Here is a 25080-nt window from a genome sequence, read left to right as displayed (position 1 = left end):
GAAGAACTCCGGAAGGTTCGCATTTCGCATGTCTGTTTCCAGTACTGATCACGTCGTCGTGCCCGAGAACGACCAGAACGACACCGTGAACGAGATCATCGAGGTCGTCGAGACCGTCGAGTCCGCCCCCGAGATGACCTTCTCCGACCTCGGTCTGCCCGAGGGTGTCGTCCGCAAGCTCGCGCAGAACGGCGTGACCAGCCCCTTCCCGATCCAGGCCGCGACCATCCCGGACGCCCTGGCCGGCAAGGACATCCTCGGCCGTGGCCGCACCGGCTCCGGCAAGACCCTCTCCTTCGGTCTGCCGACCCTGGCGCAGCTCGCCGGCGGTCACACCGAGAAGAAGAAGCCGCGCGCCGTCATCCTCACGCCGACCCGTGAGCTGGCCATGCAGGTCGCCGACGCGCTGCAGCCCTACGGCGACGTCCTCGGCCTGAAGATGAAGGTCGTCTGCGGCGGTACGTCGATGGGCAACCAGATCTACGCCCTGGAGCGCGGCGTCGACGTCCTCGTCGCCACCCCGGGCCGTCTGCGCGACATCATCAACCGCGGCGCCTGCTCGCTGGAGAACACCCAGATCGCCGTTCTCGACGAGGCCGACCAGATGTCGGACCTGGGCTTCCTGCCCGAGGTCACCGAGCTGCTCGACCAGATCCCGGCCGGCGGCCAGCGCATGCTGTTCTCCGCCACGATGGAGAACGAGATCTCCACGCTGGTCAAGCGCTACCTGACCAACCCGGTCACGCACGAGGTCGACAGCGCCCAGGGCAACGTCACGACCATGTCGCACCACATCCTCATCGTGAAGCCCAAGGACAAGGCGCCGGTCACCGCCGCGATCGCCTCCCGCAAGGGCCGCACGATCATCTTCGTCCGCACCCAGCTGGGCGCCGACCGTATCGCCGAGCAGCTGCGTGACGCCGGTGTGAAGGCCGACGCGCTGCACGGTGGCATGACGCAGGGCGCCCGTACGCGGACGCTGGCCGACTTCAAGGACGGCTACGTCAACGCGCTCGTCGCGACCGACGTCGCCGCCCGCGGTATCCACGTCGACGGCATCGACCTGGTCCTGAACGTGGACCCGGCCGGTGACCACAAGGACTACCTGCACCGCTCGGGCCGCACCGCCCGCGCCGGCCGCTCCGGCACCGTCGTGTCGCTGTCGCTGCCGCACCAGCGCCGCCAGATCTTCCGGCTGATGGAGGACGCGGGCGTCGACGCCGCGCGTCACATCATCAACTCCGGTACGGCCTTCGAGCCCGAGGTCGCCGAGATCACCGGCGCCCGCTCGATGACCGAGGTCCAGGCCCAGTCCGCGGGCGACGCCGCCCAGCAGGCCGAGCGTGAGGTCACCCAGCTCACCAAGGAGCTGGAGCGCGCGCAGCGTCGCGCCGCCGAGCTGCGCGGCGAGGCCGATCGTCTGGTCGCCCGTGCCGCCCGTGAGCGGGGCGACGACCCGGAGGTGGCCGTCGCGGCCGCCGCCGAGGCCGCCGAGCAGGCTGTCGCCGCCGAGGCGCCGGCCGCCGAGTCCGCGGTCGCCGAGGCCCCGGCCGAGCGTCCCGCGTACGAGCCGCGTCAGCGCCGTGACGAGCGGGGCAACTACGAGCGCCGCGACAACGACCGTGGTGGCTTCCGTCGTGACGACAACCGTGGTGGCGGCTTCAACCGCGACGACCGCGGTGGCCGTCGTGACGACCGCCGTGACGGTGACCGTGGCGGCTTCCGCCGCGACAACGACCGTGGTGGCTTCCGCCGTGACGACAACCGTGGTGGCGGCTTCAACCGCGACGACCGTGGCGGCCGTTCTTTCGAGCGTCGTGACGACAACCGCGGTGGCGGCTTCCGCCGTGACAACGACCGTCGTGACGACAACCGTGGTGGTGGCTTCAACCGTGACGACCGCGGCGGCCGTTCTTTCGAGCGTCGTGACGACAACCGCGGTGGCGGCTTCAACCGTGAGAACCGCGGCGGTGGCTTCAACCGCGACGACCGCGGCGGCCGCTCCTTCGAGCGTCGTGACGAGCGTGGCGGCCACCGTGGCAGCGACCGTCCCTTCAACCGCGACCGTCAGGGTGACCGTCCCGCGGGCGGCGGCTTCCGCTCCGGCGGCCACGACCGCCCGACCGGTCGCCGCGACGACCACCGCACGACCGGCACCGGAACCGGCACCGGTTCGTTCCGCCGCGACGACAAGCCGCGCTGGAAGCGCAACGGCTGACCGCCGCTGACCTGACCAACTGACGTGGCCCCCACCCGATTCGGGTGGGGGCCACGTCGTCGTCCCGGGTGCCGCCCGCCTGTTCGCGGCGAGGGCGAGGCACCGGCACGGGGTCGTTCGGGGCGCGCGTGAAGATCAGCGGTGGCCGGCGGACCTGCAAGGGGCTTTTCTGGCCAACTTGATGTTCCGCCCCGCGCATGTCGTGCCTCCCGCGAGGGAATCGCTGGGGGCATGACAAATGACGCCACGGGCAGTGGGCTGTCGGACGAAGAACGGCTCGCCCAGCTCGGCTACACGCAGGTGCTCGCCCGCCGCATGTCGGCGTTCTCCAACTACGCGGTCTCCTTCACGATCATCTCGGTCCTGTCGGGCTGTCTGACGCTGTATCTGTTCGGCATGAACACCGGCGGTCCCGCCGTGATCACCTGGGGCTGGGTCGCGGTCGGTCTGATGACGCTGTTCGTCGGACTCGCGATGGCCGAGATCTGTTCGGCCTATCCGACCTCCGCCGGGCTGTACTTCTGGGCCCACCGGCTCGCCCCGGAACGCAGCGCGGCGGCCTGGGCGTGGTTCACGGGCTGGTTCAACGTCCTCGGCCAGGTCGCCGTGACCGCGGGCATCGACTTCGGCGCCGCGTCGTTCCTCGGCGCCTACCTGAACCTCCAGTTCGACTTCGAGGTGACGCCGGGCCGCACGGTCCTGCTGTTCGCCGGGATTCTGATCCTGCACGGACTGCTCAACACGTTCGGGGTGGGGATCGTTGCGCTGCTCAACAGCATCAGCGTGTGGTGGCACGTCGTCGGTGTCGCCGTCATCGTCGGCGCGCTGACCTTCGTGCCCGACCAGCACCAGTCGGCCGACTTCGTGTTCACGAAGTTCGTCAACAACACGGGCTGGGGCAGCGGGGTCTACGTCGTCCTCATCGGACTGCTCATGGCCCAGTACACGTTCACCGGGTACGACGCCTCCGCCCACATGACGGAGGAGACCCACGACGCCTCGACGGCCGGCCCGAAGGGCATCGTGCGGTCCATCTGGACCTCGTGGATCGCCGGCTTCGTCCTGCTCCTCGGCTTCACCTTCGCCATCCAGTCGTACGACAAGGAGTTGAACTCGGCGACCGGGGCGCCTCCGGCGCAGATCCTCCTCGACGCGGTCGGCGCCACGTCCGGAAAACTCCTGCTGCTCGTCGTGATCGGCGCCCAGCTCTTCTGCGGCATGGCGTCGGTGACGGCCAACAGCCGCATGATCTACGCCTTTTCGCGGGACGGAGCACTGCCCTTCTCGAACGTCTGGCACACGGTGAACCCGCGCACGCGGACGCCCGTCGCGGCGGTCTGGCTGGCCGCCCTCGGGGCGCTCGTGCTCGGACTGCCGTACCTGATCAACTACGCGGCCTACGCGGCCGTGACGTCGATCGCGGTCATCGGCCTCTATGTCGCCTACGTCATCCCGACGTTCCTGCGGGTGCGCAAGGGCGAGGACTTCCAGCGCGGGCCCTGGCACCTGGGCCGCTGGTCCCGCCCGATCGGGGTGATCGCGGTCGGGTGGGTCGTCGTCATCACGATCCTGTTCATGCTGCCGCAGGTCTCCCCGGTGACCTGGGAGACGTTCAACTACGCCCCGGTCGCGGTTCTCGTCGTACTCGGCTTCGCCGCGGTCTGGTGGCTGGCCTCGGCCCGGCACTGGTTCCTCAACCCCGGACACGAGCGCAACATCGCCCGTGAGGCCCTCCGCGAGGGAGCGCCCGAACCGGTGGATCCCTGACCTTGTGCGCATCCGGCGCGGCCGGGTCACCGATACCCGATCGGCGTCCCGGCCACGTCCGGCTATGCTCGGGGATGCATCGGCGCGTCCGGTGCGCCGCATCGGCGTAGGCCGGTGCGGGGACCCTTAGCTCAATTGGCAGAGCAGTGGACTTTTAATCCATTGGTTGTGGGTTCGAGTCCCACAGGGTCTACGTGGACGAGGGAGCAAGTGCATCCCCTCTGACCTGCTGGGAAGTGCCCGGGACGGCATCGGCCGACTCGGGCACTTCTTCGTCTGCGGGGTGTTGAGCGAACGCTGGGTCAGCCGTTGGTGCGGCGCGGTGTCCGAAGCCGGCCCGCGTGTGCTGCGGCCCGGAGCCCTGAGGGAACTCGTCCGGGGCGAACGGCGAAGGAGAGGTGAAAGCCCAGGCTTTCGAAGCCTGTTCCCTTGGACGAGAGGAGTCCCGATGACCGTGGAGCCAGGCGTCCGCGCGGGGCCGGAGAGCGATGCCTCGGTCATCGCACGGTCGCGGGACGAGCCGGAGGCGTTCGCCGTGCTCTTCGACCGGTACGCGGACGAGGTGCACCGCTATCTGGCCCGCAGACTCGGTGGCGAGCCGGCCGACGACCTGATGGCGGACACCTTCACCACCGCGTTCCAGCAGCGGCACCGTTACGACCCCGCGCGTGCCACGGGTGACGGCGCCCGGCCCTGGCTGTTCGGCATCGCGACCAACCTGGCCGGACGGCACCGGCGGACCGAGGCCCGCCGCTTCAGGGCGCTGGCCCGCGTCCCGGCTCCGGCCGATCACGAGGACCCGGTGGCCGATCGTGCCGCGGCCCGCGCGGGGGCGCAGGCCGTGGGCCGTGAGCTGGCGGCCGCGCTGGCCGCCCTGCCCGCACGGCACCGGGACGTGCTGCTGCTGGTGGCCTGGGGCGGTCTCGGCTACGAGGAAGTGGCCCAGGCCCTCGACGTCCCCATAGGCACGGTCAGATCACGGCTGCACCGGGCGCGCGGCAGGCTGCGCGAGGCATTGGGCGGATCCGATCCGACAACTCTGCGAGAGGAACCCCGCCATGACCGATGAACTCGAACTCCTGCGGGACTGGGACGCGGAGGCGGCCCCCCTCACCGGACCGGCCCGATCCGGGGCGCGCCACCGGTTGCTCAACACGATCGCGCGCGCCGAGCGGCACCCGGATGCCGGCCCCGGCCGCCGCCACGTGCTCCGTCTGGCGACGGCCGCCGCGGCCGCCGTGGCCGTCACGGGAACGGCGGTGCTGATCGCCGACGGGGTCGCCGGCGATCGTCCGCACCGTGCCGACCGCGCACCGGGCACGGCGACACCGCGGATGAGCAACGTCAGTGCCGTGACGGTGCTGAACACGGCGGCGGCGCGGGCGGGCCGGCAGGAGGCGAGGGTGGCACCGCGCGACGACCAGTTCATCTATTCGAAGCGGGTCATCAGGGAGACGGAGCGCGGGACCGGCGCCGTGAAGACGTACGAGGACGTCAACTGGGACTCGGTGGACGGCTCCCGGCGCTCCCTGACCATGGAACTCGGCCGGGTGATCTGGGAAGAGCCCATGAAGAAGGGCGAGGGCGTGTGGCCGCCCCGGAAATGGAGCGAGTTGAAGAAGCTGCCCACCGCCCCGGAGAAACTCATCCCGGTGCTCACCGACGTCGGATCGTCCAAGCGGTCGACCGGTGACTTCACGGCTCAGGACTGGTACCAGGCGTACTTCATGCTCGGCGAACTCCTGAAGTGGCCGGTGCTGCCCGAGGGGCTGCGTTCCGCGGCGTACGAGGCACTGGCCCTGGTGCCGGGGGTCGAGGCGCTTCCGGGGGTGAAGGACTCCGCCGGGCGCACCGGGGTGGGGATCGCCTACCCCAAGAGCCCGATGGCGCAGGGCAAGTACCTGATCTTCTCGCCGAAGTCCTACGAGTTCCTGGGCTTCCGGGACGAAAGGACTTCGGCGTCCGGAGACAGGACGTACATCCAGCTGTCGCACGTGGTCGACTGGGCGGTCGTCGACCGACTGAGGCAACTGCCCTAGCCTCGCCGTTCCGTTCGGCCACGGCCACGTCCACGTCCACGGTCAGGGTCTCCACCGATGGATCGGGGGCGGCGGTTCCGCCGCCCCCGGCCGTGGCGTACGGCACCGAGGCGTTCCCGCTGCCGGGCGCGGGGTCAGCCCGCCGAGAGCTCCGTGAGGCCGGTCAGCTCCGGCAGCGGCAGCGTGTGCTGGGTCTGGAGGACCTTGGCACGCAGGTACCGGACGTTGTGCGCGGTGGTGAAGACGCCCGTCGGGACGCGGTGGGCGACCGTGACGCCGAGGTCGCGCAGCTGTTCCGCCTTGTCGGGGTTGTTGGAGAGCAGGTCGAGGGTGTCGATGCCGAGGGCCTGGAGCATCTGGGCGGCGGCCGTGTAGTCGCGGTCGTCCTCGGGCAGGCCGAGGGCGGCGTTGGCGGCGTACGTGTCGAGGCCCTCGTCCTGGAGGGCGTACGCGTCGAGCTTGTTGTAGAGGCCGATGCCGCGGCCCTCCTGGCGCAGGTACAGCAGGACGCCGCCGCGCTCCGCGATCTGCTCCACCGCCTCGCGCAGCTGCGGTCCGCAGTCGCAGCGGGCCGAGCCGAAGACGTCGCCGGTCAGGCACTCGGAGTGCAGCCGCACCAGCGGGTCGGTGCCCGGGTCCGGGGCGCCGAGGACGACGGCCAGGTGTTCCTTGCCGTCGACGAGGCCGTGGAAGGTGACGAGGTCCGCGTCGACGGAGTAGCCGTCGCCGAAGCGCAGGGGTACGCGGACACGGGTGCGCACCGTGGCGGTGGGGTGGTCGCGCATGTTGTCTCTCCGTCCAGCGGGTTCGTACGGGACGGCGTTCACGGATTGTGCTTCAGATTTGAAGCACACCGTCCAGGACGAGACACTACATCTGCTTCAAAGTTCAAGCAATAAGGGGGAGGGCCGCCCTTGCCGTCCTCGCCCTTGTGCTGTCGTCCGCGCTCCTCATGACGAGCAGGAACGTCGGCGCCACGGCAGATCTTCCCCGCGCGCCGCCGAGTCCTCGTCCTGGATCGCCCGGGTGATGGCCCCGCAGATCTCCTCCAGCTGGCCCACCTGCTCGGGGGTCAGCCGGTCGAAGACCGCCGCACGGACCGTCGCGACATGCCCGGGCGCGGTCCGCTCCACGAGGTCCATGCCGTCGTCGGTGAGCACGGCCACATGGCCGCGCCGGTCGGTCGGGCAGCCCTCACGGCGCACCGTGCCGTCCTTCTCCAGTCGCGTCACGGCGTACGTGAGGCGGCTGCGCGTGATCTTCAGCGTCTCGGCCAGCTCCGTCATCCGCAGCCGCCGCTCGGGCGCCTCGGACAACCTCGCCAGGATGGAGTAGTAAAGGTGGGGCATGCCCGCCTCGGCCTGGAGTCCGCGGTCGATGGTGTCCTCCAGGAGGGAGCTCGCGGAGATGTACGAGCGCCAGGCGCGCTGTTCGGCGGGGGAGAGCCAGCGGGTCGTCATGGGGTCAGTCTAGGTATTGTTTAAAACTTGAACCACTGTGCGCTGCGACCGGAGGAAACGCCCCCATGCCCCGTCCCCACGTCCTGTTGTCCGCCGCCGTCTCCCTCGACGGCTTCCTGGACGACACCGGGCCCGAGCGGCTGCTGCTCTCGGGCGCGGCCGACTTCGACCGGGTCGACGAGGTGCGGGCGTCCTGCGACGCCATCCTGGTCGGCGCCGGCACCCTGCGCGCCGACAACCCCCGGCTCCTGGTGAACTCCGCCGAACGCCGCGCCGCCCGCGTCACCGACGGGCGCCCGGCCTATCCGCTGAAGGTCACCGTCAGCGGCTCCGGCGACCTCGACCCGGAGGCGCAGTTCTGGCACACGGGCGGCGAGAAGGCCGTCTACACGACCGACGAGGGCGCGCGCCGGGCCGCCGGTCTGCTGCACGGCCTGCCCGGCGTCGACATCGTCGCGACCGGACCCGAGCTGGACTGGCGCGTGCTGCTGGAGCACCTGCACGACGTCCGGGGCGTCCGCCGGCTGATGGTCGAGGGCGGCGGACGGGTCCACACCCAGCTCGTACGGGAAGGGCTCGCCGACGAGCTGCAGCTCGCCGTCGCCCCCCTCTTCGTCGGGCAGCCGGACGCGCCGCGGCTGTTCGGGCCCGGCGCCTATCCCCCCGGCCGGCTGCGACTCGTCGAGACCCGGCCCGTCGGGGACGTCGTCCTCATCCGCTACGTCCCCACCGCCCCCGGCACCGGCCGGACCGCGTCCGCCGCCGACCGGCAGTGGCTGGCCCTCGCCTGCGAGCTGGCGGCCTCCTGCCCGCCCTCGGAGACCGCGTTCAGCGTCGGCGCCGTGGTGGTCGCCGCGGACGGGACCGAGCTGGCCCGCGGCCACTCCCGCGAGGGCGACGATCCCGTGGTGCACGCGGAGGAGGCCGCCCTCGCCAAGATCGACCCGGCCGATCCGCGGCTGCCCGCCGCCACCGTCTACAGCAGCCTGGAGCCGTGCGCCCGCCGCGCCTCCCGCCCCGCTCCCTGCGCCCGGCTCATCCTCGACGCCGGCGTGCGGCGGGTCGTCACCGCCTGGCGCGAACCGGACACCTTCGTCACCGACGCCGACGGCAACGGACTCCTCGCCGCCGCGGGCGCCGACGTCGTCCTTCTGCCCGAGTACGAGCAGCGCGCCAAGGCACCCAACCGCCATCTCCTGGACGGGGCCGCGCACGGCAGGGACTGAGGGGGCCGAGGCCCTCGAAGCCGTGGTTCGGCCGCACGGAAGGGGCCCCGGTGTACGTGTGTGCCGAGGGCCCCGCGGATGCCGTACACTGGTTCTTACGACGCGGGGTGGAGCAGCTCGGTAGCTCGCTGGGCTCATAACCCAGAGGTCGCAGGTTCAAATCCTGTCCCCGCTACTGAAGGCCAAGGGCCGGAACTCGGATTCACGAGTTCCGGCCCTTGGTGTTGGCAGGGCGCCTTGAGCGTCCGCCCTTCCCGTCGCCGTGTTCGCTCCGGAGGGTCGCGGAATCCCTCGGTCGGGCCACACCGGTCGCCCGCCGTCCCCGCTCCGGGTCTGCTGGACGGGTGGGTCAGCCAGGAGGTGAGGAGCGGACCGGAGAACTCGACGACCGGGCCGACCGCCCGCCCCTCGGTGATCCGCGGGCGACGGGGGGTGCCGGTCCTTCGGGTGCGTCCGGACCCGCGGGCGATCCCGGAACCGGTCCGGCGCGATGGCGGACGGGCCGTATCTCCGCCGTGCGTGCACTTGTACGGGCCCTGCCGGTGCTGCTGGTCGTCGGCGGGACCTTCTACGACTACTTCACACCGGGCGAGTTCACCGCCGCCCCCCTCTTCACCGCCGCCACCCTGGTCGCCGCGCCCCTGTACTCGCTGCGCGGCACCGTCCTCACCGGCGCCGCCGCCGTCGGCGCGCTGATCCTCCTACACCTGCGCCTCGGCATCGTCCTGCGGGTCGACGCGGTCACCGAGGTCGTCACCGTCGCCACGGCGGCCGTCCTGGGCATCCTCATCAACATCCTCGTCCGGCGCAGCGACGAGCGGCTCGCCTCCGTGCGAGAGATCGCCGAGTTCGCGCAACGGGCCGTGCTGCCCGAACCCCAGGCACGCATCGACGGCCTCGACGTCGCCGCGCGCTACGAGGCGGCCCAGGCGGACGCGTCCATCGGCGGGGACCTGTACGCCGTGCAGGACACCCCGTACGGCGTGCGGCTGGTCGTCGGGGACGTGCGGGGCAAGGGGATGACCGCGGTCGCCGCCGTCGCCGTGGTCATCGGTGCCTTCCGGGAGGCGGCGGAGCAGGAGACGACCCTGGAGGCGGTCGCGCAGCGGCTGGAGCGGGCGCTGAAGCGCGAGGGCACCCGGCGCGACAACCTCGACGCCGTCGAAGGGTTCACCACCGCCGTCCTCGCGGAGATCCCGCACGAAGGGGAGACCGTCCGCATCGTCAACCGGGGCCATCCGACGCCCCTGATGCTGCACCCCGACGGCACACTCGTCCCGCTCACCGGCGGACCCGGCGCGCTGCCCCTCGGGATGAGCGACCTGGGCAGCACACCCGACCGGGCGGTGCCGGCCCGCTTTCCGCGCGGCGCGATCCTGCTGCTGCACACCGACGGGCTGTCCGAGGCCCGGGATGTGAGCGGGGAGTTCTACGATCCGGCCGCGCGGCTGGCCGGGCGGGTCTTCCCGGGGCCCGACGCGCTGCTGAACACCCTCGCGGTCGAGGTCCGCAAGCACACGGGCGGCGCCCTCAGTGACGACATGGCGCTGCTCGCCGTCCGGCGCGGTTGACACCCTCGAAGGCCCTTCTCGACCGCTGTCACGAGGAGTGACCGAACCGTGTCCCTCCGCATAACGACTGACACACCGTCACATGCGGCCGTGGCGACGGAATGAGGCCAACTCGCCCGTTTTTCAGTGCGCATGACCCCAAAGTCCTGGCCAAAAAGCGTTAACGATCAGTCTGAACAGCTTGGAATCAGGTGGCCAGGTCTATTAACGTTCGATAACGCAGCGCGGTCGTCCCAGCCGTCACAAGAGATGGCTCCGTGCGCACGCGCCGAATCCCGCAAGGGAACCGGGGAACCACCAACTTGGGGTGAATCGAGCGTCCTCCACCGTGGCGACACGGTGGGTATACGCGCGTAGGAGACCTTCCTGCTCCGAACCCGTCAGCTAACCCGGTAGGCGAGAAGGAAGGAAAGGAGTGCGCCCACGTGGCGTCCAACCGGCCTGCTCAGCCAACCTCGTTCGCACCGAATGACACCCAGTCCTTCGGTTTCGCCCACGGCAAGGACGAGGGACCCTGGGAGGAGTGGAATCCCACCGAGGATTCCGTCCGTCCCGTTCGTGGCCGGCACCGCGTGGGAAAGCAGCGCGGCGGAGGACTCGCCCGCAGCTCCACGGTCCTCGGCGTAGGCGTGATCGCCGCCGTCGGCGCCGGTGGCATGGCCACCGCAGCGCCCGGCAAGGCGCCGGTCTCGATCTCGCTGCCCGACCTGTCCTCGGTCACGCACTCGGCCAAGGCACTGATCAGTGACGGCGCCGAGACCCTCAAGGGCTCCTCGACGCCGCTCACCGGCGCGGGGCTGACCACCGCCGACACCGCCCAGGGCACCGCGGACGCCGGTGAGGCGCTGCGGGCCCGCATCATGCAGCAGGCCGAAGCGCAGCAGAGCCAGGTCGACAGCGCCGCCCAGCAGGCGGCCGAGACAGCCGCCGCGAAGCAGGCCGTCGCGCTCGCCACCAAGCAGCAGGACGCCGCCGAGGCCAAGGCGGACGCCGCGAAGAAGAAGGCGGAGGAGGAGGCCAAGGCGAAGGCCGAGGCCGAGCGCCTGGCCGAGCTCGCCAAGAGCTACTCGCTGCCGACCTCCTCGTACACCCTGACCTCGCGTTTCGGCGAGGCCGGCGCCCTGTGGTCCTCGGGCTACCACACGGGTCTCGACTTCGCCGCGCCCACCGGCACGCTGATCAAGGCCGTCCACAGCGGCACCATCACCGAGGCGGGCTGGGCCGGTTCGTACGGCTACCGCACGATCCTCACGCTCGACGACGGCACCGAACTCTGGTTCTGCCACCAGTCGTCGATCAGTGTCAGCGCCGGCCAGAAGGTCGCCACGGGCGACGTCATCGGCCGCGTCGGCGCGACGGGCAACGTCACCGGGCCGCACCTGCACCTGGAGGTCCACCCCGGCGGCGCGGCCACCGGCATCGACCCGATGGCGTGGCTCCAGGGCAAGGGCCTCAACCCCTGACGGGTCTTCCGGACCAGGGGCTCGGCCCCTGATCCGCACGGATTGCCGGCCGGCCGGTCGTGGGGACTTCCGCGACCGGCCGGTTTCGTCCGCCGTACCGGCCGTGCGGGATGCGGCAGCCGTGCGGACGCATGTGGAATACAGGCATCCGAACCGGGCGTTGAATCGACACATGACTTCTCTTCGCAAGCTCGGCTCCTCCGACCTCGAGGTCTTCCCGCTCTCCCTGGGCGGCAACGTCTTCGGGTGGACGGCGGACGAGACCCAGTCCTTCGCGGTCCTCGACGCCTACGCGGCCGCCGGGGGCAACTTCCTCGACACGGCCGACTCCTACTCGTCGTGGGTCGACGGCAACGAGGGCGGCGAGTCCGAGACCATCATCGGCAAGTGGCTGAAGGCCCGCGGCAACCGCGCGGACATCGTCGTCGCGACCAAGGTCAGCCAGCACCCCGCCTTCCCGGGCCTCTCCGGCGCCAACATCAAGGCCGCCGCCGACGCTTCCCTGCGTCGCCTGGGCACCGACCACATCGACCTCTACTACACGCACTTCGACAAGACCGAGGTGCCGGTCGACGAGATCATCGGCGCCCTCGACGAGCTGGTGAAGGCCGGCAAGGTGCGGAACATCGCCGCGTCCAACATCTCCCCGGAACGGCTCCAGGAGTCCCTGGAGTTCTCCGACCGCGAGGGCCTCGCCCGCTACGTCGCGCTCCAGCCGCAGTACAACCTGGTCTCGCGCGACACCTACGAGGGCGATCTGCGCGACGTCGCGTCCCGCGCCGGACTGGCCGCCGTCCCGTACTTCGCGCTCGCCGCGGGCTTCCTCACCGGCAAGTACCGTCCGGGCGCGACCGTCGACTCGCCCCGCGCCGCGGGTGCGTCCAAGCACCTGGAGACGGAACGCGGGCAGCGGGTCCTCACCGCGCTCGACGAGATCGCCGAGGCCCACAACGCCGCCGTCGCGACCGTCGCCCTCGCCTGGCTCGCCGCCCAGCCCACCGTGGCCGCGCCGATCGCCTCGGCCCGCACGGTGGAGCAGCTCCCCGCCCTGCTGGGTGTCGCGGACCTGTCGCTGACCGACGCGGAACTGTCGCGCCTGACCGAGGCGTCGGCCTGACACCCGTGTGATCCCGGGCCTCCGTCCGCGTGATGCGCCGCCTCGCGCGGACGGAGGGCTAGGAACGGTAGGGGTTGTAGTCGTACGTCGGGTACGGCACCGGCGGCGCGTACGGCTGGGCCGGTGGGGCCGCGTACCCGTAGCCGTGCGCCGGCCAGGGGGGCGGTGCGGGGATCGGGGAGGTGGTGCGGGCCGCGTAGGCGAGGGACGGCCGGGCGATCTCCCGGCGCCGCCACAGCTCGTGCAGCAGCTCGCGTTCCCGTACGACGAAGTCGGCGCCCGCGCGGCCCCGGCGCCCCCGGTGGCGCAGGAACGCCAGCGAGGTCGCGTACGCCTCGTACTCGGCGACCGAGCGACCCGCCGCCTTGCCCCAGTGATGTCGGGCGTACTCGCGGGCGAGGCGCCGGGCCCGCATCGAGCCGAGGACGTACGGCTCGGCCGTGCCCAGCCAGCCGGCCGTGGTGTACGCGGGCAGTTCCGTGCGCACGGTGCGCAGCTCGCGCTGCCGGGTCCACACGACCAGCCAGGTCAGCAGCCCGAACGCGGGCACCATGAACGCCGCGTAGACCGCGAAGAAGCCGTACTCGCCGAAGTCCGACGAGCTGTTCCACACCGAGTGCATCCCCATCGCGAGCAGCAGCCCGGCGAACGGGATCAGTGCGCGGCGCACGTGCTGGTGCTCGGCGGACAGGGCCGCGACGCCGAAGCCGATGCCGGTCAGCACGGTGAACAGGGGATGCGCGAAGGGCGACATCACCACGCGGACGAAGAAGGTCGCGGCGGTGACGGAGGTCAGCCCGCTGCTCCCGCTGAGCCGGTCGGTGCCGAAGGCGGTGCCGAGGTAGAGGATGTTCTCGGTGAACGCGAAGCCGGTGGCGGTGACTCCGGCTATGACCACGCCGTCGACGATCCCGGTGAAGTCCCGTCTGCGGAAGAGGAAGACCAGCAGGACGGCCGCCGCCTTCGCCGACTCCTCCACGACGGGAGCGATGACGGTCGCGCCGAGGGTGTCGGCGCTGGACGGATCCGCGGTCGCGGTCGCTATCCACCGCGTGGCGAAGCTGTTGGCGACGATCGCTATGAGCGCGGCCGCGCAGGCGCCCCAGGCGAACGAGAAGACCAGGTTGCGCCAGGGGCCGGGCTCGACCCGGTCCAGCCACCGGAAGGCCGCTATGAGCAGCGGCACGGGGAACACGGCGAGGCCGAGGCCGACCAGGAAGCCCTCGGTGCCCGTCTGTTCGCGGACGAGCGCGAGGATGACGAGACCGGACAGCACCAACAGGGTGATCAGTGCCCCGTACCGGACCGATCGTCGCTGCCACCAGTGCGGATGTCGCAACGCGTGCCCGGCGGGGACGCCGGGCTGCGGGGGGTACGAGGGACTGATGGCCACGGCATTGACCCTAACGAGGGAGGGCGGGACTCGCGACGGTGGCCGGAGTCGCCCTGGCGTGCGGGATCCCGGGGACGTCGGAGGGCCGTGCGCGGGTCAGGTGCCCGGGGCGTGCTGGTCTCGATGCTGTACGCGCCGGAAGAGGAGGTCGTTCACCACATGACCCTTGTCCAGTCCCTGGCCCTCGAAACGGGTCAGCGGCCGGAACTCGGGGCGCGGCGCGAAACCGCCGTCCGGCCGCGTGTTCTCGAAGTCGGGGTGGGCGCTCAGAACTTCGAGCATCTGTTCGGCGTACGGCTCCCAGTCCGTCGCGCAGTGCACGAGCGCGCCCGGCTTGAGGCGCGTCGCGGCGAGGTCCAGGAACTCCGGCTGGATCAGCCGTCGCTTGTGGTGCCGCTTCTTGGGCCAGGGGTCGGGGAAGTAGACCCGCAGGCCGTCCAAGGACGCGGGCGGGAGCATCTCCCGGAGCAGGATGATCGCGTCGCCGTTCGCGACCCGGATGTTGGTCAGGCCGCTGCGCTCCGCGAGGCCCAGCAGATTCCCCTGGCCGGGGGTGTGCACGTCGACGGCGAGGATTCCGGTCCCCTGGTCCTCGGCCGCCATCTGTGCGGTGGCCTCACCCATGCCGAAGCCGATCTCCAGCACGACGGGCAGGTCGGCCCCGAACAGCTCCGCGAGGTCGAGCGTGCGCTGTCCGTCGATGTCCAGGCCCCACGTGGGCCACAGGCGCTGCAGAGCCTCGCCCTGTCCGGTCGTCACCCGGCTCCGGCGCGGCTGGAAGCTCCGGATCCGCCGCTCGAAGTGCGATCCGGCGGGGTCGGCCTGCGGCCCGTCGGGGAAGCGGGGTGCGCGCTGGGAGCGGTGGTGACGCGGCGAGCCGTCCTCGGCGGAGGCGGGCCGGGTCTCTTCGGAGGAGTCGAGGAAGTCAGACACAGTGCGGTCGATTTTACGGGGGGTCGCGGCGGGGTGTGTCCGGACCCGGGCGGGTCGGTCCGCGGGAGGTGCGGCCCGGCGCGGGCCGCCCTCAGCTCGCCGCGAGAGCCGCCAGGGCCCGGCGGGCGACCTCGCGGCCGATGGGGAGGGACGCCGTGGCCGCGGGGGACGGCGCGTTCAGGACGTGCACCGTGCGCGGGCCCTCTTTGATCAGGAAGTCGTCGACCAGGGTGCCGTCCCGCAGGACGGCCTGGGCGCGGACACCGGCCGCGGCCGGCAGCAGGTCGTCCGGGGTGACCGCGGGCAGCAGCCGGCGGACCGCCTCGGTGAACGCCGCCTTCGACACCGAACGCCGCAGCTCTCCCGCGCCGTACCGCCAGTGGCGGCGGGCTATCCGCCAGGAACCAGGCCAGGACAGCGTCGCGCCCAGCTCACGGGGGCGGACGACACCCCAGCCGTATCCCTCGCGGGCGAGGGCGGGCACCGCGTTCGGGCCGACGTGGACGCTGCCGTCGATGCCGCGGGTGAGATGGACACCGAGGAAGGGGAAGGCCGGGTCGGGCACCGGATACACCAGGCCGCGCACCAGCTCCGGCCGTGCCAGGGTGAAGTACTCGCCGCGGAAGGGGACGATCCGCATCTCCGGGTCGTCGCCCGCCAGACGGGCCGTCTCGTCGCAGTGGAGTCCCGCGCAGTTCACCAGGACCCGGCCGCGGACGATCGTGCCGTCGGCCGTGCGGACCGCGGCGCCGAGATCGGGGCGCCGGTCGATCCGCACGACGTCCGCGCCGTACCGGATGTCCGCGCCGGAGGCCTCTCCGAGCTGCCGGGCCACCGCTCCGTAGTCGCAGACGCCGGTGGTGCCCACGTGGATCGCGGCGAGGCCGCGCACCTCGGGCTCGGCCTCGATGATCTGGGCGGGGCCCAGCTCCCTGACCGGAATGCCGTTCTCCCTGCCGCGCTGGACCAGGGCGTGCAGGCGGGGCAGCTCGGCCTTCTCCGTCGCGACGATCAGCTTGCCGGTGACGGCGTGCGGGATGTCGTACTCCGCGCAGAACTTGACCATCTCGGCGGCGCCCCGCACCGCGTACCGCGCCTTCAGGGAGCCCGGACGGTAGTAGACACCGCTGTGGATCACGCCGCTGTTGCGGCCCGTCTGGTGGCGGGCGGGGCCCTGTTCCTTCTCCAGCACCGTGACCCGGGTGCCCGGCGCCGCGCGCGTGACGGCATAGGCCGTCGACAGGCCGACGATTCCGCCGCCGATCACCAGCACATCGCAGTCGTACGCGCTCCGCACCTGCACCACCTCCCGGCTTCGATAGTGCACTGCGCCACTGACAATGCCCTCAAACCCGAGATTCACGCCCCGCGCGTCTCGCCCGGTCGAAGGGGCGGCGGCAGCGGGACGCGGTGCCGCGGCTACGCCGGAGCCATCAGCAGCGGTCGCGCGCGCTCCCGCAGCTCCACCACACGCGGCTCGTCGCCGTACGGCTCCAGGCGGTGCAGCAGGTCCTTCACGTACTCGGTGGTGCGCGCGGACGAGATACGGCCCGCGACCTCCACCGCCCGTACGCCCTGCTCGCACGCCGCGTCGAGGTTGCCCGACTCCAGTTCGGCGACCGCCGAGACGACCAGGCGCAGTCCGTGCGACCGGACGAACTCCTCCGTCGGCTGCGACAGTGCCTGCTCCGTGAAGCGGCGCACCTGGCGGGGCGCCTTCAGGTCGCGGTAGCACTCGGCCGCGTCGGCCGCGAAGCGGTCGTAGGAGTAGAAGCCGAGCCAGGACGGGTCGTGGTCGCCGTCACGCGCGCGCTCCAGCCAGCCCTCGGCGGCCTTCAGGGCGGTGCCGGCCGCCTGGGCGTCACCGGCGCGCGCGTGGGCACGTGCCTCGACGAGCCGGAAGAAGCTCATCGTGCGGGCGGTGGCGAGGCCGCGATTGCGCTCCACGGCGGCCTGGGCGAGGTCGACGCCCTCGTCGCCGAAGCCCCGGTAGGTCGCCTGGAGGGACATGGAGGCCAGCACATAGCCCCCGAGAGGCACGTCCGCGGCGGCCCGGGCCAGGCGCAGGGCCTGGATGTAGTAGCGCTGCGCCGCCTCCTGCTGGCCCGTGTCGAAGGCCATCCAGCCGGCGAGACGGGTGAGTTCGGCGGACGCGCCGAACAGGGCCCGGCCGACCTCGTCGGAGTAGGAGCCGAGCAGCAGTGGCGCCGCCTCGACCCGCAGACACTCGGGCACCATGGACGAACGCCAGTCGCCGCCCCCGTACTTGGAGTCCCAGCGCCTGGCGTCCTCGGCTGCCTCGCGCAGCTTCAGCACGTCGCTGTGGCCGACTTTCAGCGGTGCGCCCGAGTCCTCACCGGGGCTCACGTCGCGCGCCACCGAACTGTCGGCCGGGGTTATCAGCCACCGCGACGCGGGGGTCGCATAGGCGCTCACGGCGAAGGAACCGGCCAACGACTGCCAGATGCCGCCACCGCCGGCCCGGCGCCCGGCGAGATCGAGGCGGTACAGCTCGGTCGCCGAGCGCACCGCCTGCCCGACGTCACGGGGGAAGGCGAGACCCACCTCCGGCGCCGGATCGGCGTCGGCCAGACCGATCTCGTGCAACGGCACCGGACGGCCGAGTTTCTGGCCGATGGCGGCCGCGATGAGGTGCGGCGCGGCGCCTTGCGGCACCATGCCTTTCGACACCCAGCGCGCCACCGACGTCTTGTCGTAGCGAAGTGTCAACCCGCGTTGAGCGCCAAGATCGTTGACGCGACGCGCGAGTCCTGCGTTGCTGATTCCCGCGAGGGCGAGAACGGCGCCGAGTTTTTCGTTCGGCCCGCGTTGCTCCCTGGACATGCGCCACCCCTCGACACAGACGGCTGCCGCACTGGCATAACCACGCGGCATTCGTAAACCCAGCGTAGTTCGCCCGATCCCCAGCGTTAAGGGGCGTAGGTCCGGTTGGCGGGATTGTGGTCCGTACGACTGTACGGACGGTCGCGGCGTGCTCCTGGTGTGTGGCCGTGCGCCTGTGCGTGCGCTCTTCTCCGGCCATCGGGGGAGCGCTTCCATGGAACGTGCGTGGGTCGGCCCGCTGTACTGGATCCAGTGGGCTGGGGGACACCGCCGCCTACATCCCCGCGGGCGGCGGACCGGTCCGGGAGGCGAACTCCGCCTCCCGGACTGTGCGTTGCCGAAGCGGTGCGCAGGGCCTGTACGGAGCGTGTCCGAACGTGTCCATCGAGCGCCGATTTGGCCGAAAATCGACGGTCGGTTCTGCGAGTGATCAGCCCTCTCACCACCACAGTTGAGGGCGCTAAGGGCGTCTTGGGGGAGCGTATCGGGGGCGCATTCACGTCGACTCCGCGGGGGTGCGTGACGTGCGGAGTGCGGACGGGGCGATGCCCGCGAGGCCGCGGGGTGGCCGTCGGTCCGGTGACCGAAGTGCCGGGAAGCGTACGGCGGCGCGAGGCCGGGCCGCGGGCAAGTGGTGTGACGCCGCCGGTGATTCGGCGGTGCGTGGCGGTCCGGCCACGCGGCGCCCTGTGAAGTGCCCGTCTGCGAGGGCCATTTGTCGGGAGTGTGGCACCCCGTGGCGGCGCGAGCGGCGGCACGGGGGCGCACTTCGGGGAGCGCAAGCCGTCGCAGGGGCCCTCCCCCACGCCTCCTTCGTGGCAGCATGGTGCCGAGTTCGTACGTGCACTGGTTGTCCACAGCCTGTGGAGGCGGCGATGCGATGGTTGGTGGGGTGGAGCAGCACCGTCGCCAGAGCGCCTGTGATCGGCTCGGCGGGCGCCACCGGGAACGACGGCGAGACCGTGCACCCGGTGGGATCCCAACTCCTGTGGGGAGACCCCGATCCGCTGTGGGCCGTGGGTGACTGGCGCCCCGACGAGGTACGCGTCGTGAAGGCCGACCCCGAGAACCGCATCGCCGTCCTCGGCACCTGCGGCGCCTCCGACGAGGAACTCCGGGTCGGGCTGTTCGCCGCGCGCGGCGGGGCGCTCCGCCACCTCACCAACTGGCCCGGGAGCTACACGGCGGTCGTCCAGGTCGGCCGCCGGGTCACCGTCTGCGGTGACCTCGCCGGAGCCCGGCCCGTGTTCTACACCCCCTGGGCGGGCGGTACGGCCTACGCGACCGCCGCGCTCCCGCTCGCCGACCTCATCGAGGCCAACCTCGACTTCGGACATCTCGCGGCCCTGCTCGCCGCCCCCGACGTACCGGCCGCCGTGCACGACTCCACCCCCTACGAGGGCGTGCGGCGCATCCCGCCGGGTCACACCCTGATCCTGCGCGCCGGGGCCCGCGAGATCGCCGGCTACGAACCCGTCGCCTCGCTCGCCGTCGCCGCGCCCACCGCCGACCCCGACCGCGCCGTCGACGCCGTACGGGACGCCCTCGTGGAGGCCGTCCGTACACGGCTCTCGGCACCCCGCCATGTGCCCGGCACCGACGTGGACCCCGGACCCGTGCCCGGCATGGGCCCCGCCGAACGGCGTGCCGCGCGGGGGATGCCGGTTCCGGGGATCGGCGCCGACCTCTCCGGGGGGCCCGCCTCGGGGACCCTCGCCCTGCTCGCCGCCGGACTTCCCGGCGCGCCCGGCACGGTCCTCGGACACGGCACCGGCGCCGGTGAGCGACTGCTCGCCGTGACCTTCAACGACCTCGCCGTACCGGGCCGCGAGGCCGAACTGGAGCGGGCCGGGACGCTCGCCGCGAACCCCCGGCTGCACCACGTGGTCGTCGCCGGGGGCGAGGAGACGCTGCCCTACGCCGACCTGGAGGGCCCCCTCACCGACGAGCCCGCGCCGTCCCTGGTGACGGCGGCCCGGCACCGGGCACGGCTCGCCTCCGGCAGCGCCGACCACTTCACCGGATACGGCGCCCGGCAGGTCCTCGACGCCCATCCCGCGAGGCTCGCCGACCTCCTGATGGACCGCAAGCGGCGCCACCTGGTGCGACCCGTCGCCGCGTTGACCAAGGCCGACGGCTCGGTGATGGTCCCCGCGCGCGTGTACGGCGCCGCCCGCAAACTCGCCCGGACTCCGTACCGCACCGGGGTGGACGCCCTCGCCGACCGCCTCCTGCACCGGCGGTTCGACGAGCCCGGTGGTGCGGTGGGGGCCTCGCTCGCCGCGCTGAGCTGGGCCAGACCCGGGCCCGCCGCACGATGGCTGACCGGTGAGGCCCTGGCCGAAGTATCGGTTCGCCTCCAGGGCGGCGGAGGACGTCTGAACGTCGGTCCCGGACAGCGGCCGGGCGACTTCCGCGCGCGGGCCGCACTCGCCCGTCACGCGGCGGACGTACGGGTTCTGGAGCAGGCCGCCGAGATCCGTTTCCAGCGGCTGCACACGCCGTTCCTCGACAACCAGGTCGTCCGTGCCTGCCGTGACCTGCCGGAGGCGCTGCGGGTGCAGCCCGGGGCGCGGGCGGCCATCCTGCGCAGGGTGCTGGAGGGGGCCGGGGTGGCGGATCTTCCCCCCGGGTGGGGTGCGCCGTCCCACGCCTCCGCCGCGGCGGCGGCGCGCACGGGGCTGCGGGTCGCCGCCGACTCCCTGATCGACCTCTTCGACACCCCGCTGCTCGCGCAGGCGGGCCTGGTGGAGGCCCGGGTCGTCCGCAAGGCGCTGCGCGCCGCCGCGGAGGGATCGCCGCTGCCGCTCGACGGGCTGGCCGATCTGGTGGCGCTCGAACTGTGGCTGCGGCGGCTGCTGGCGCGGCGCGGCACCTGCTGGACGGGGACGCCGGCGCGCCAGCGCGCCGTTCCGGCGGGGATCGTGCCGCAGGGGCGGGCGTTGGGGGCGGGGGCCGGGGCGGTCGTGCAGCGGCGTTGACCGGGGTTGCGGTTGCTCTTCCGTTTCCGGGTGCGGTGCGGTGCGGTGGGTGGGTCGGGGCCGTGCCGGTACATCCGCCCGTCGCCGTTGAATCAGACGTGGGTCGAGAGCCGGGAGCTGCTCGATCCGGGCGTACGCGACGGGCATGTGATGTACCGGCACGGCCCCTCACGTCCGATGCCGGGTGCGGGCCGTGCGTGGCCGGGGCGCGTCCCTTTCGTCGTGTGCCGGGTGCGGGCGGGGAATTCAGCCCCTCCGGCGTTTGAGGAGCGGGGTCTGGGGCTGAGCCCCAGGTACGGGTCGGGTAGGGGCGGAGGGGGCGAAAGAGGCCCCGGCTTCGGCCGAGGGCGGCAGGGCACTGGCGGGCTCGCCGGGGGGAAGCCGTGACCTGGGGGCGGGGGGACGGTGAGAATGGGGGCGTGCGGTACAGGATTCTGGGGGTCACCCAGGTGGAGGACGACCGGGGGGCCCTGGTCACCGTCGGCGGCCCCCGGGTCCGCGCGCTGCTCACCGCCCTCGCCCGCCACCCCGCCCGCACGACGAGCCCGGACACCCTGATCGACGAGGTGTGGGGCGACGACCCGCCGCAGGACGCCCCCGCGGCGCTCCAGGCACTCGTCGGCCGCCTCCGCAGAGCCGTCGGGAAGGACGCGGTCACCTCGGAGCCGGGCGGCTACCGCCTGCGCGCCACCCGCGACGACGTGGACCTGCACGTGTTCGAGCGACTCGTGGCGGAGGGCAGGACCGCGCTCGACCAGGATGACGCCTCCACCGCCGCGACCCGGCTGCGCGAAGCCCTCGCCCTGTGGCGCGGTCCCGCCCTCGCCGACCTCCCCGGCCGTACGGCGGCGACCCGGCCGGAGGCCCTGCGCCTGGAGGCGACCCGCAGTCGCGTCGAGGCGGACCTGCGGCTGGGCCGCGCCGCGGAGGTCGTACCGGAGCTGAAGGGACTGACGGCGGACCACCCGTACGACGAGGCCCTGCACGTGCTGCTCATCCGGGCCCTGCACGAGGCGGGCCGCGGGGCGGACGCCCTGGCCGCGTACGAGGAGGTGCGCCGCGCCCTGGCGGAGGGCCTCGGCACGGACCCCGGGCCGGAACTCCGCTCCCTGCACGCGGCGTTGCTGGACCAGGGAGATGCGCCGGGACGGCAGGACGTGCGGCTCGGGTCGGGCGGTGCCTCGGCGGTCGGGGCCGTCGCGGGGCTCGGCCTCGCGGATCCGTCCCGGGAACGGCGTACCGGCAACATCCGTCCCCGGCTGAACTCGTTCGTGGGGCGGGAACCCGAGGTCGGGGCGATCCGTTCGGATGTGCAGAGGGCCCGCCTGGTCACGCTGACCGGACCGGGCGGTTCGGGGAAGACCCGCCTCGCCGAGGAAGCCGCCGCCGGGCTTTCGCAGGCGTGGCTGGTCGGGCTGGCACCGCTCGACCGGCCCGAGGCGGTCCCGGGCGCGGTCGTCAGCGCCCTCGGTCTGCGCGAAACCGCGCTGATCACCAACGAGATGACGACGGCGCAGGCCGACCCGGTCGCCCTGCTCGTCGAGTACTGCGCCCCGCGCAGCCAACTCCTGGTCCTTGACAACTGCGAGCACGTCATCGGAGCGGCGGCCGACCTCGCCGAGACCCTCCTGACCCGCTGCCCCGGGCTCACGATCCTCGCCACCAGTCGTGAACCCCTGGGAGTCCCCGGCGAGTTGGTGCGTCCCGTCGAGCCCCTGCTGCCCGACTCCGCGCGCCGCCTCTTCCTGGAGCGGGCCGCGGTCGTCCGCCCCGACGCCGCGACCGCGCATCCCGACCTGGTGGCCGTGGACGAGATCTGCCGACGACTCGACGGCCTGCCCCTGGCCATCGAGCTGGCCGCGGCGCGGCTGCGGCTGCTCACCCCCCGCCAGATCGCCGACCGGCTCGACGACCGCTTCCGCCTGCTCACCTCCGGAAGCCGCACGGTGCTGCCCCGCCAGCAGACCCTGCGTGCCGTTGTCGACTGGTCCTGGGACCTGCTCGACGAGCGGGAGCGGACCGTGCTGCGCGAGGCCTCGGTGTTCGCCGGCGGCTGGGACATGGCGGCCGCGGAAGCCGTGTTCACCGGCTCCGCCGCCGACCTCGTCGGCGCGCTCGTCGACAAGTCCCTCGTCGTCGCCACGCATTACGACACGCAGGACCGTGACGGCGGTGGGGGCGGTGACGGCGGTCAGGACAGTGGGGCGGGTGGACGCGCGGGGCTCGACGGGGGAGACGGCGGTCCGTCCGTGCCGGGCGGCCGGGGCGGTGACAGTGCCCCGGGCGTACCCGGGGTCGGCATGCGGTACCGCCTGCTGGAGACCATCCACGAGTACGCCGGTGAGCGTGCCGCCGAGGTACCCGAGCTGCGTGCCGCCGCCGAGCGGCGTCATCGCGGCTGGGTGCGGTCCCTCGTGGAGGAGGCCGAGCCGCGGCTGCGCTCGGGGGACCAACTCCCCTGGGTGCGGCGCCTGGAGACCGAGCTCGACAACATCCGGGCGGCGCTCCACCGCTCACTCGTCGCGGAGGACGAGGAGGAGGCCGGGGCCCTGGTCCTCGCCATCGGCTGGTTCTGGTGGCTGCGCAACTTCCGGACCGAGGGAATGGAGTGGATGGACCTCGTCCTGAAGCTCGGCGCATGGCTGGACACCACGGCCGGGGGCCACGCGCACGAGAACCCCTGCGACGCGATCCTGTCCGAGCTGGCGAGCGTGGATCCGATCGCCTCCTTCCTCGACGACCCCGAGGGCGACGAGCGACACCCGCTGCACCGCATGCGGATGCGTCTGCGCATGTTCCATCTGTTCATGAAGGTGGACGCCGTCCCGCTGGACGAGTGGGGGGACGGGCGGACACGGGAGTACGTGGCGCGGGTGCGGGCCGTCTTCGAGAAGGGAGGCCCGGACGCCGCGCGCATGCCGGGGATCATCTGGCCGCTGGCGGCGTTCTTCCTCGGCACCACGGAGGACATGCGGGCCGCGTTGGACGCGACCGTCGCCAACTGCCGTGAGTACGGCGGTGAGTGGGAGATCGGTGTCGCGCTGATGTTCCGTACGCATGTGGTCGTCGACGCCCCGGGCGGGATGGCCGGCGTGGACGACGACCTGGCGGAGCTGCGTGTGCTCAGCCGACGGGTCGGTGACCGCTGGATGCGCGCCCAGGTGTGCAGCGCCGCCGGTGAGGCCGCGATGGCGCGCGGCCGCTTCGACGCGGCGCGCGGGGAGTACGCGGAGGCGTTGCGGCTCGCCTTCGAGGTGGGGGCGTACGCGGAGACGCCGTTCCTGCTGGCCCGGCTCGGCGAGGTCGCCTACCGCTCAGGGGACCAGCCCAGGGCACTGTCCCTGCTCGACGAGGCGAGCGGCGCCGCCGACCGGTACGGCGTCATCGATTCCCGGGCGTTCGTCAACACGCTGCGCGCCCAGATCGCCCTCGACGAGGGGCGGACCGAGCTGGCCCGCGAGCTGTGGAGGGAGGCGCGGGACGACAGTTCCCGTGGCACCCCGCCCCCGCAGTTCATGGCGGCGCTGAACTGGTCCGACGCGATGATCACGGCAGCCGAGTCCGGCCCCGTGCACGGCCTTCGGAAGCTGCGCGGTGCCGTGCGGGAGGCGGTGGACGAGCGGTGCGCCGACGTGGTGGTCGCCGGTCTCGTCGAAGCCGCGGCGGCCTTCCTCGGCCGGCTGGACGCCCACCCGGCCGCGACCCGGCTGATGGCCGCCGGCACCACCTGGCGCGGGGGACTTCCGCGGGCCGCCCGTGAGCGCGCGGAGGCCGATCGCACCGAAGCAGCGGCACGGGCCTCCCTCGGCCCCGAGCGGTACGAGTCCGAGCGCGCCGAGGGCTCCGGTTACACCATGGCGGAGGCGCAGAGCGACCTCGCCGAGGCGCTCGGGGAGTATCCCGAGGACTAGCGGACGCGGCGCGCGGGGAACGAGCTTGGCGCGCGGCGAACGGACGCGGTGCGGCGAACGACCTGGCCGGTCCAAGTACCGCATGTGTGCGGCTTGTTCAGGCGGCCGAGGCCTGGAGCGGTGGGGCCCCGGTCCGTCGCCCGCCCGGGTGCGGAGG

16 protein-coding genes, 2 tRNA genes and 1 riboswitch are annotated in these 25080 nt (G+C 72.5%); of the genes, 12 read left to right on the top strand and 6 right to left on the bottom strand.

What is annotated here, in order from left to right; translation table 11 throughout:
- Nucleotides 1-28: 28 nt before the first annotated feature.
- From B0675_RS08335 to B0675_RS08315, 5 genes are all read left to right on the top strand, one after another.
- Nucleotides 29-2218 carry a DEAD/DEAH box helicase gene (locus B0675_RS08335; RefSeq protein ID WP_081218191.1) on the top strand — a complete coding sequence of 730 codons (2190 nt, stop codon included), beginning with the start codon at nucleotides 29-31 and terminating at the stop codon, nucleotides 2216-2218.
- Nucleotides 2219-2449: 231 nt separating this feature from the next.
- Entirely contained in the window at nucleotides 2450-3985 is a 1536-nt protein-coding gene (locus B0675_RS08330; protein WP_081218190.1) for an amino acid permease, read from the top strand.
- Between the two features lie 120 nt (nucleotides 3986-4105).
- Nucleotides 4106-4178 (top strand) — tRNA-Lys (locus B0675_RS08325).
- A 255-nt stretch (nucleotides 4179-4433) separates the two neighbouring features.
- Nucleotides 4434-5054: an RNA polymerase sigma factor gene (locus tag B0675_RS08320; RefSeq protein WP_081218189.1), complete on the top strand. Its 621-nt coding sequence runs from the start codon at nucleotides 4434-4436 to the stop codon at nucleotides 5052-5054.
- Nucleotides 5044-6024 (top strand): CU044_5270 family protein, encoded by a 981-nt coding sequence (locus tag B0675_RS08315; protein ID WP_081218188.1) that lies wholly within the window; start codon nucleotides 5044-5046, stop codon nucleotides 6022-6024. Before B0675_RS08320 ends, B0675_RS08315 begins: the two co-directional genes overlap by 11 nt.
- A gap of 134 nt (nucleotides 6025-6158) precedes the next feature.
- Here B0675_RS08315 and ribA read toward each other — a convergent pair whose 3' ends face one another.
- Together ribA and B0675_RS08305 are read right to left on the bottom strand one after the other, a co-directional pair.
- A complete protein-coding gene (gene ribA / locus B0675_RS08310) occupies nucleotides 6159-6809 on the bottom strand; it encodes a GTP cyclohydrolase II (RefSeq protein ID WP_081218187.1) in 651 nt (216 codons plus the stop codon).
- 165 nt (nucleotides 6810-6974) lie between these two features.
- Nucleotides 6975-7484 (bottom strand): MarR family transcriptional regulator, encoded by a 510-nt coding sequence (locus tag B0675_RS08305; RefSeq protein ID WP_081218186.1) that lies wholly within the window; start codon nucleotides 7482-7484, stop codon nucleotides 6975-6977.
- Between the two features lie 65 nt (nucleotides 7485-7549).
- Here B0675_RS08305 and B0675_RS08300 point away from each other — a divergent pair, with 65 nt between their 5' ends.
- From B0675_RS08300 to B0675_RS08280, 5 genes are all read left to right on the top strand, one after another.
- Nucleotides 7550-8710, top strand: a complete 1161-nt coding sequence (locus B0675_RS08300; RefSeq protein WP_081218185.1) for a dihydrofolate reductase family protein — start codon at nucleotides 7550-7552, stop codon at nucleotides 8708-8710.
- 101 nt (nucleotides 8711-8811) lie between these two features.
- Nucleotides 8812-8885, top strand: a tRNA-Met gene (locus tag B0675_RS08295).
- 331 nt (nucleotides 8886-9216) lie between these two features.
- Entirely contained in the window at nucleotides 9217-10281 is a 1065-nt protein-coding gene (locus B0675_RS08290) for a PP2C family protein-serine/threonine phosphatase (RefSeq protein WP_081221673.1), read from the top strand.
- Nucleotides 10282-10537: 256 nt separating this feature from the next.
- A riboswitch (cyclic di-AMP (ydaO/yuaA leader) is annotated at nucleotides 10538-10695 on the top strand.
- Nucleotides 10696-10706: 11 nt separating this feature from the next.
- On the top strand, nucleotides 10707-11744 hold the full coding sequence (locus B0675_RS08285) for a M23 family metallopeptidase (protein WP_081218184.1): 1038 nt from the start codon (nucleotides 10707-10709) through the stop codon (nucleotides 11742-11744).
- Between the two features lie 172 nt (nucleotides 11745-11916).
- Nucleotides 11917-12861: an aldo/keto reductase gene (locus tag B0675_RS08280; RefSeq protein ID WP_081218183.1), complete on the top strand. Its 945-nt coding sequence runs from the start codon at nucleotides 11917-11919 to the stop codon at nucleotides 12859-12861.
- Between the two features lie 58 nt (nucleotides 12862-12919).
- Here the strand turns inward: B0675_RS08280 and B0675_RS08275 are convergent, their stop codons facing one another.
- The 4 genes from B0675_RS08275 to B0675_RS08260 all read right to left on the bottom strand — a co-directional run bounded on the left by B0675_RS08275 (nucleotide 12920) and on the right by B0675_RS08260 (nucleotide 18031).
- The gene (locus tag B0675_RS08275; protein WP_081218182.1) at nucleotides 12920-14254 is read right to left on the bottom strand and encodes a PrsW family intramembrane metalloprotease; all 1335 of its coding nucleotides are present in this window, start codon (nucleotides 14252-14254) and stop codon (nucleotides 12920-12922) included.
- Nucleotides 14255-14350: 96 nt separating this feature from the next.
- A complete protein-coding gene (trmB, locus tag B0675_RS08270) occupies nucleotides 14351-15187 on the bottom strand; it encodes a tRNA (guanosine(46)-N7)-methyltransferase TrmB (RefSeq protein ID WP_081218181.1) in 837 nt (278 codons plus the stop codon).
- Between the two features lie 91 nt (nucleotides 15188-15278).
- Complete coding sequence (gene lhgO, locus B0675_RS08265) at nucleotides 15279-16514, bottom strand: L-2-hydroxyglutarate oxidase (protein WP_241539735.1); 1236 nt, start codon at nucleotides 16512-16514, stop codon at nucleotides 15279-15281.
- A 92-nt stretch (nucleotides 16515-16606) separates the two neighbouring features.
- On the bottom strand, nucleotides 16607-18031 hold the full coding sequence (locus B0675_RS08260; RefSeq protein WP_081218179.1) for an MFS transporter: 1425 nt from the start codon (nucleotides 18029-18031) through the stop codon (nucleotides 16607-16609).
- An 875-nt stretch (nucleotides 18032-18906) separates the two neighbouring features.
- Between B0675_RS08260 and B0675_RS08255 the strand changes: the two genes are divergently transcribed.
- Nucleotides 18907-21012, top strand: coding sequence for an asparagine synthase-related protein (locus B0675_RS08255; protein WP_081218178.1), 2106 nt, complete (start codon nucleotides 18907-18909; stop codon nucleotides 21010-21012).
- Between the two features lie 419 nt (nucleotides 21013-21431).
- Nucleotides 21432-24923, top strand: coding sequence for a BTAD domain-containing putative transcriptional regulator (locus B0675_RS08250; protein WP_081218177.1), 3492 nt, complete (start codon nucleotides 21432-21434; stop codon nucleotides 24921-24923).
- The last annotated feature ends 157 nt before the right edge of the window (nucleotides 24924-25080 follow it).

Source organism: Streptomyces sp. M41(2017) (assembly GCF_002078175.1).
Taxonomy (GTDB): domain Bacteria; phylum Actinomycetota; class Actinomycetes; order Streptomycetales; family Streptomycetaceae; genus Streptomyces.
Note: the sequence above shows the minus strand (reverse complement) of the source record. Positions and strands in the feature narration are given on the sequence as shown.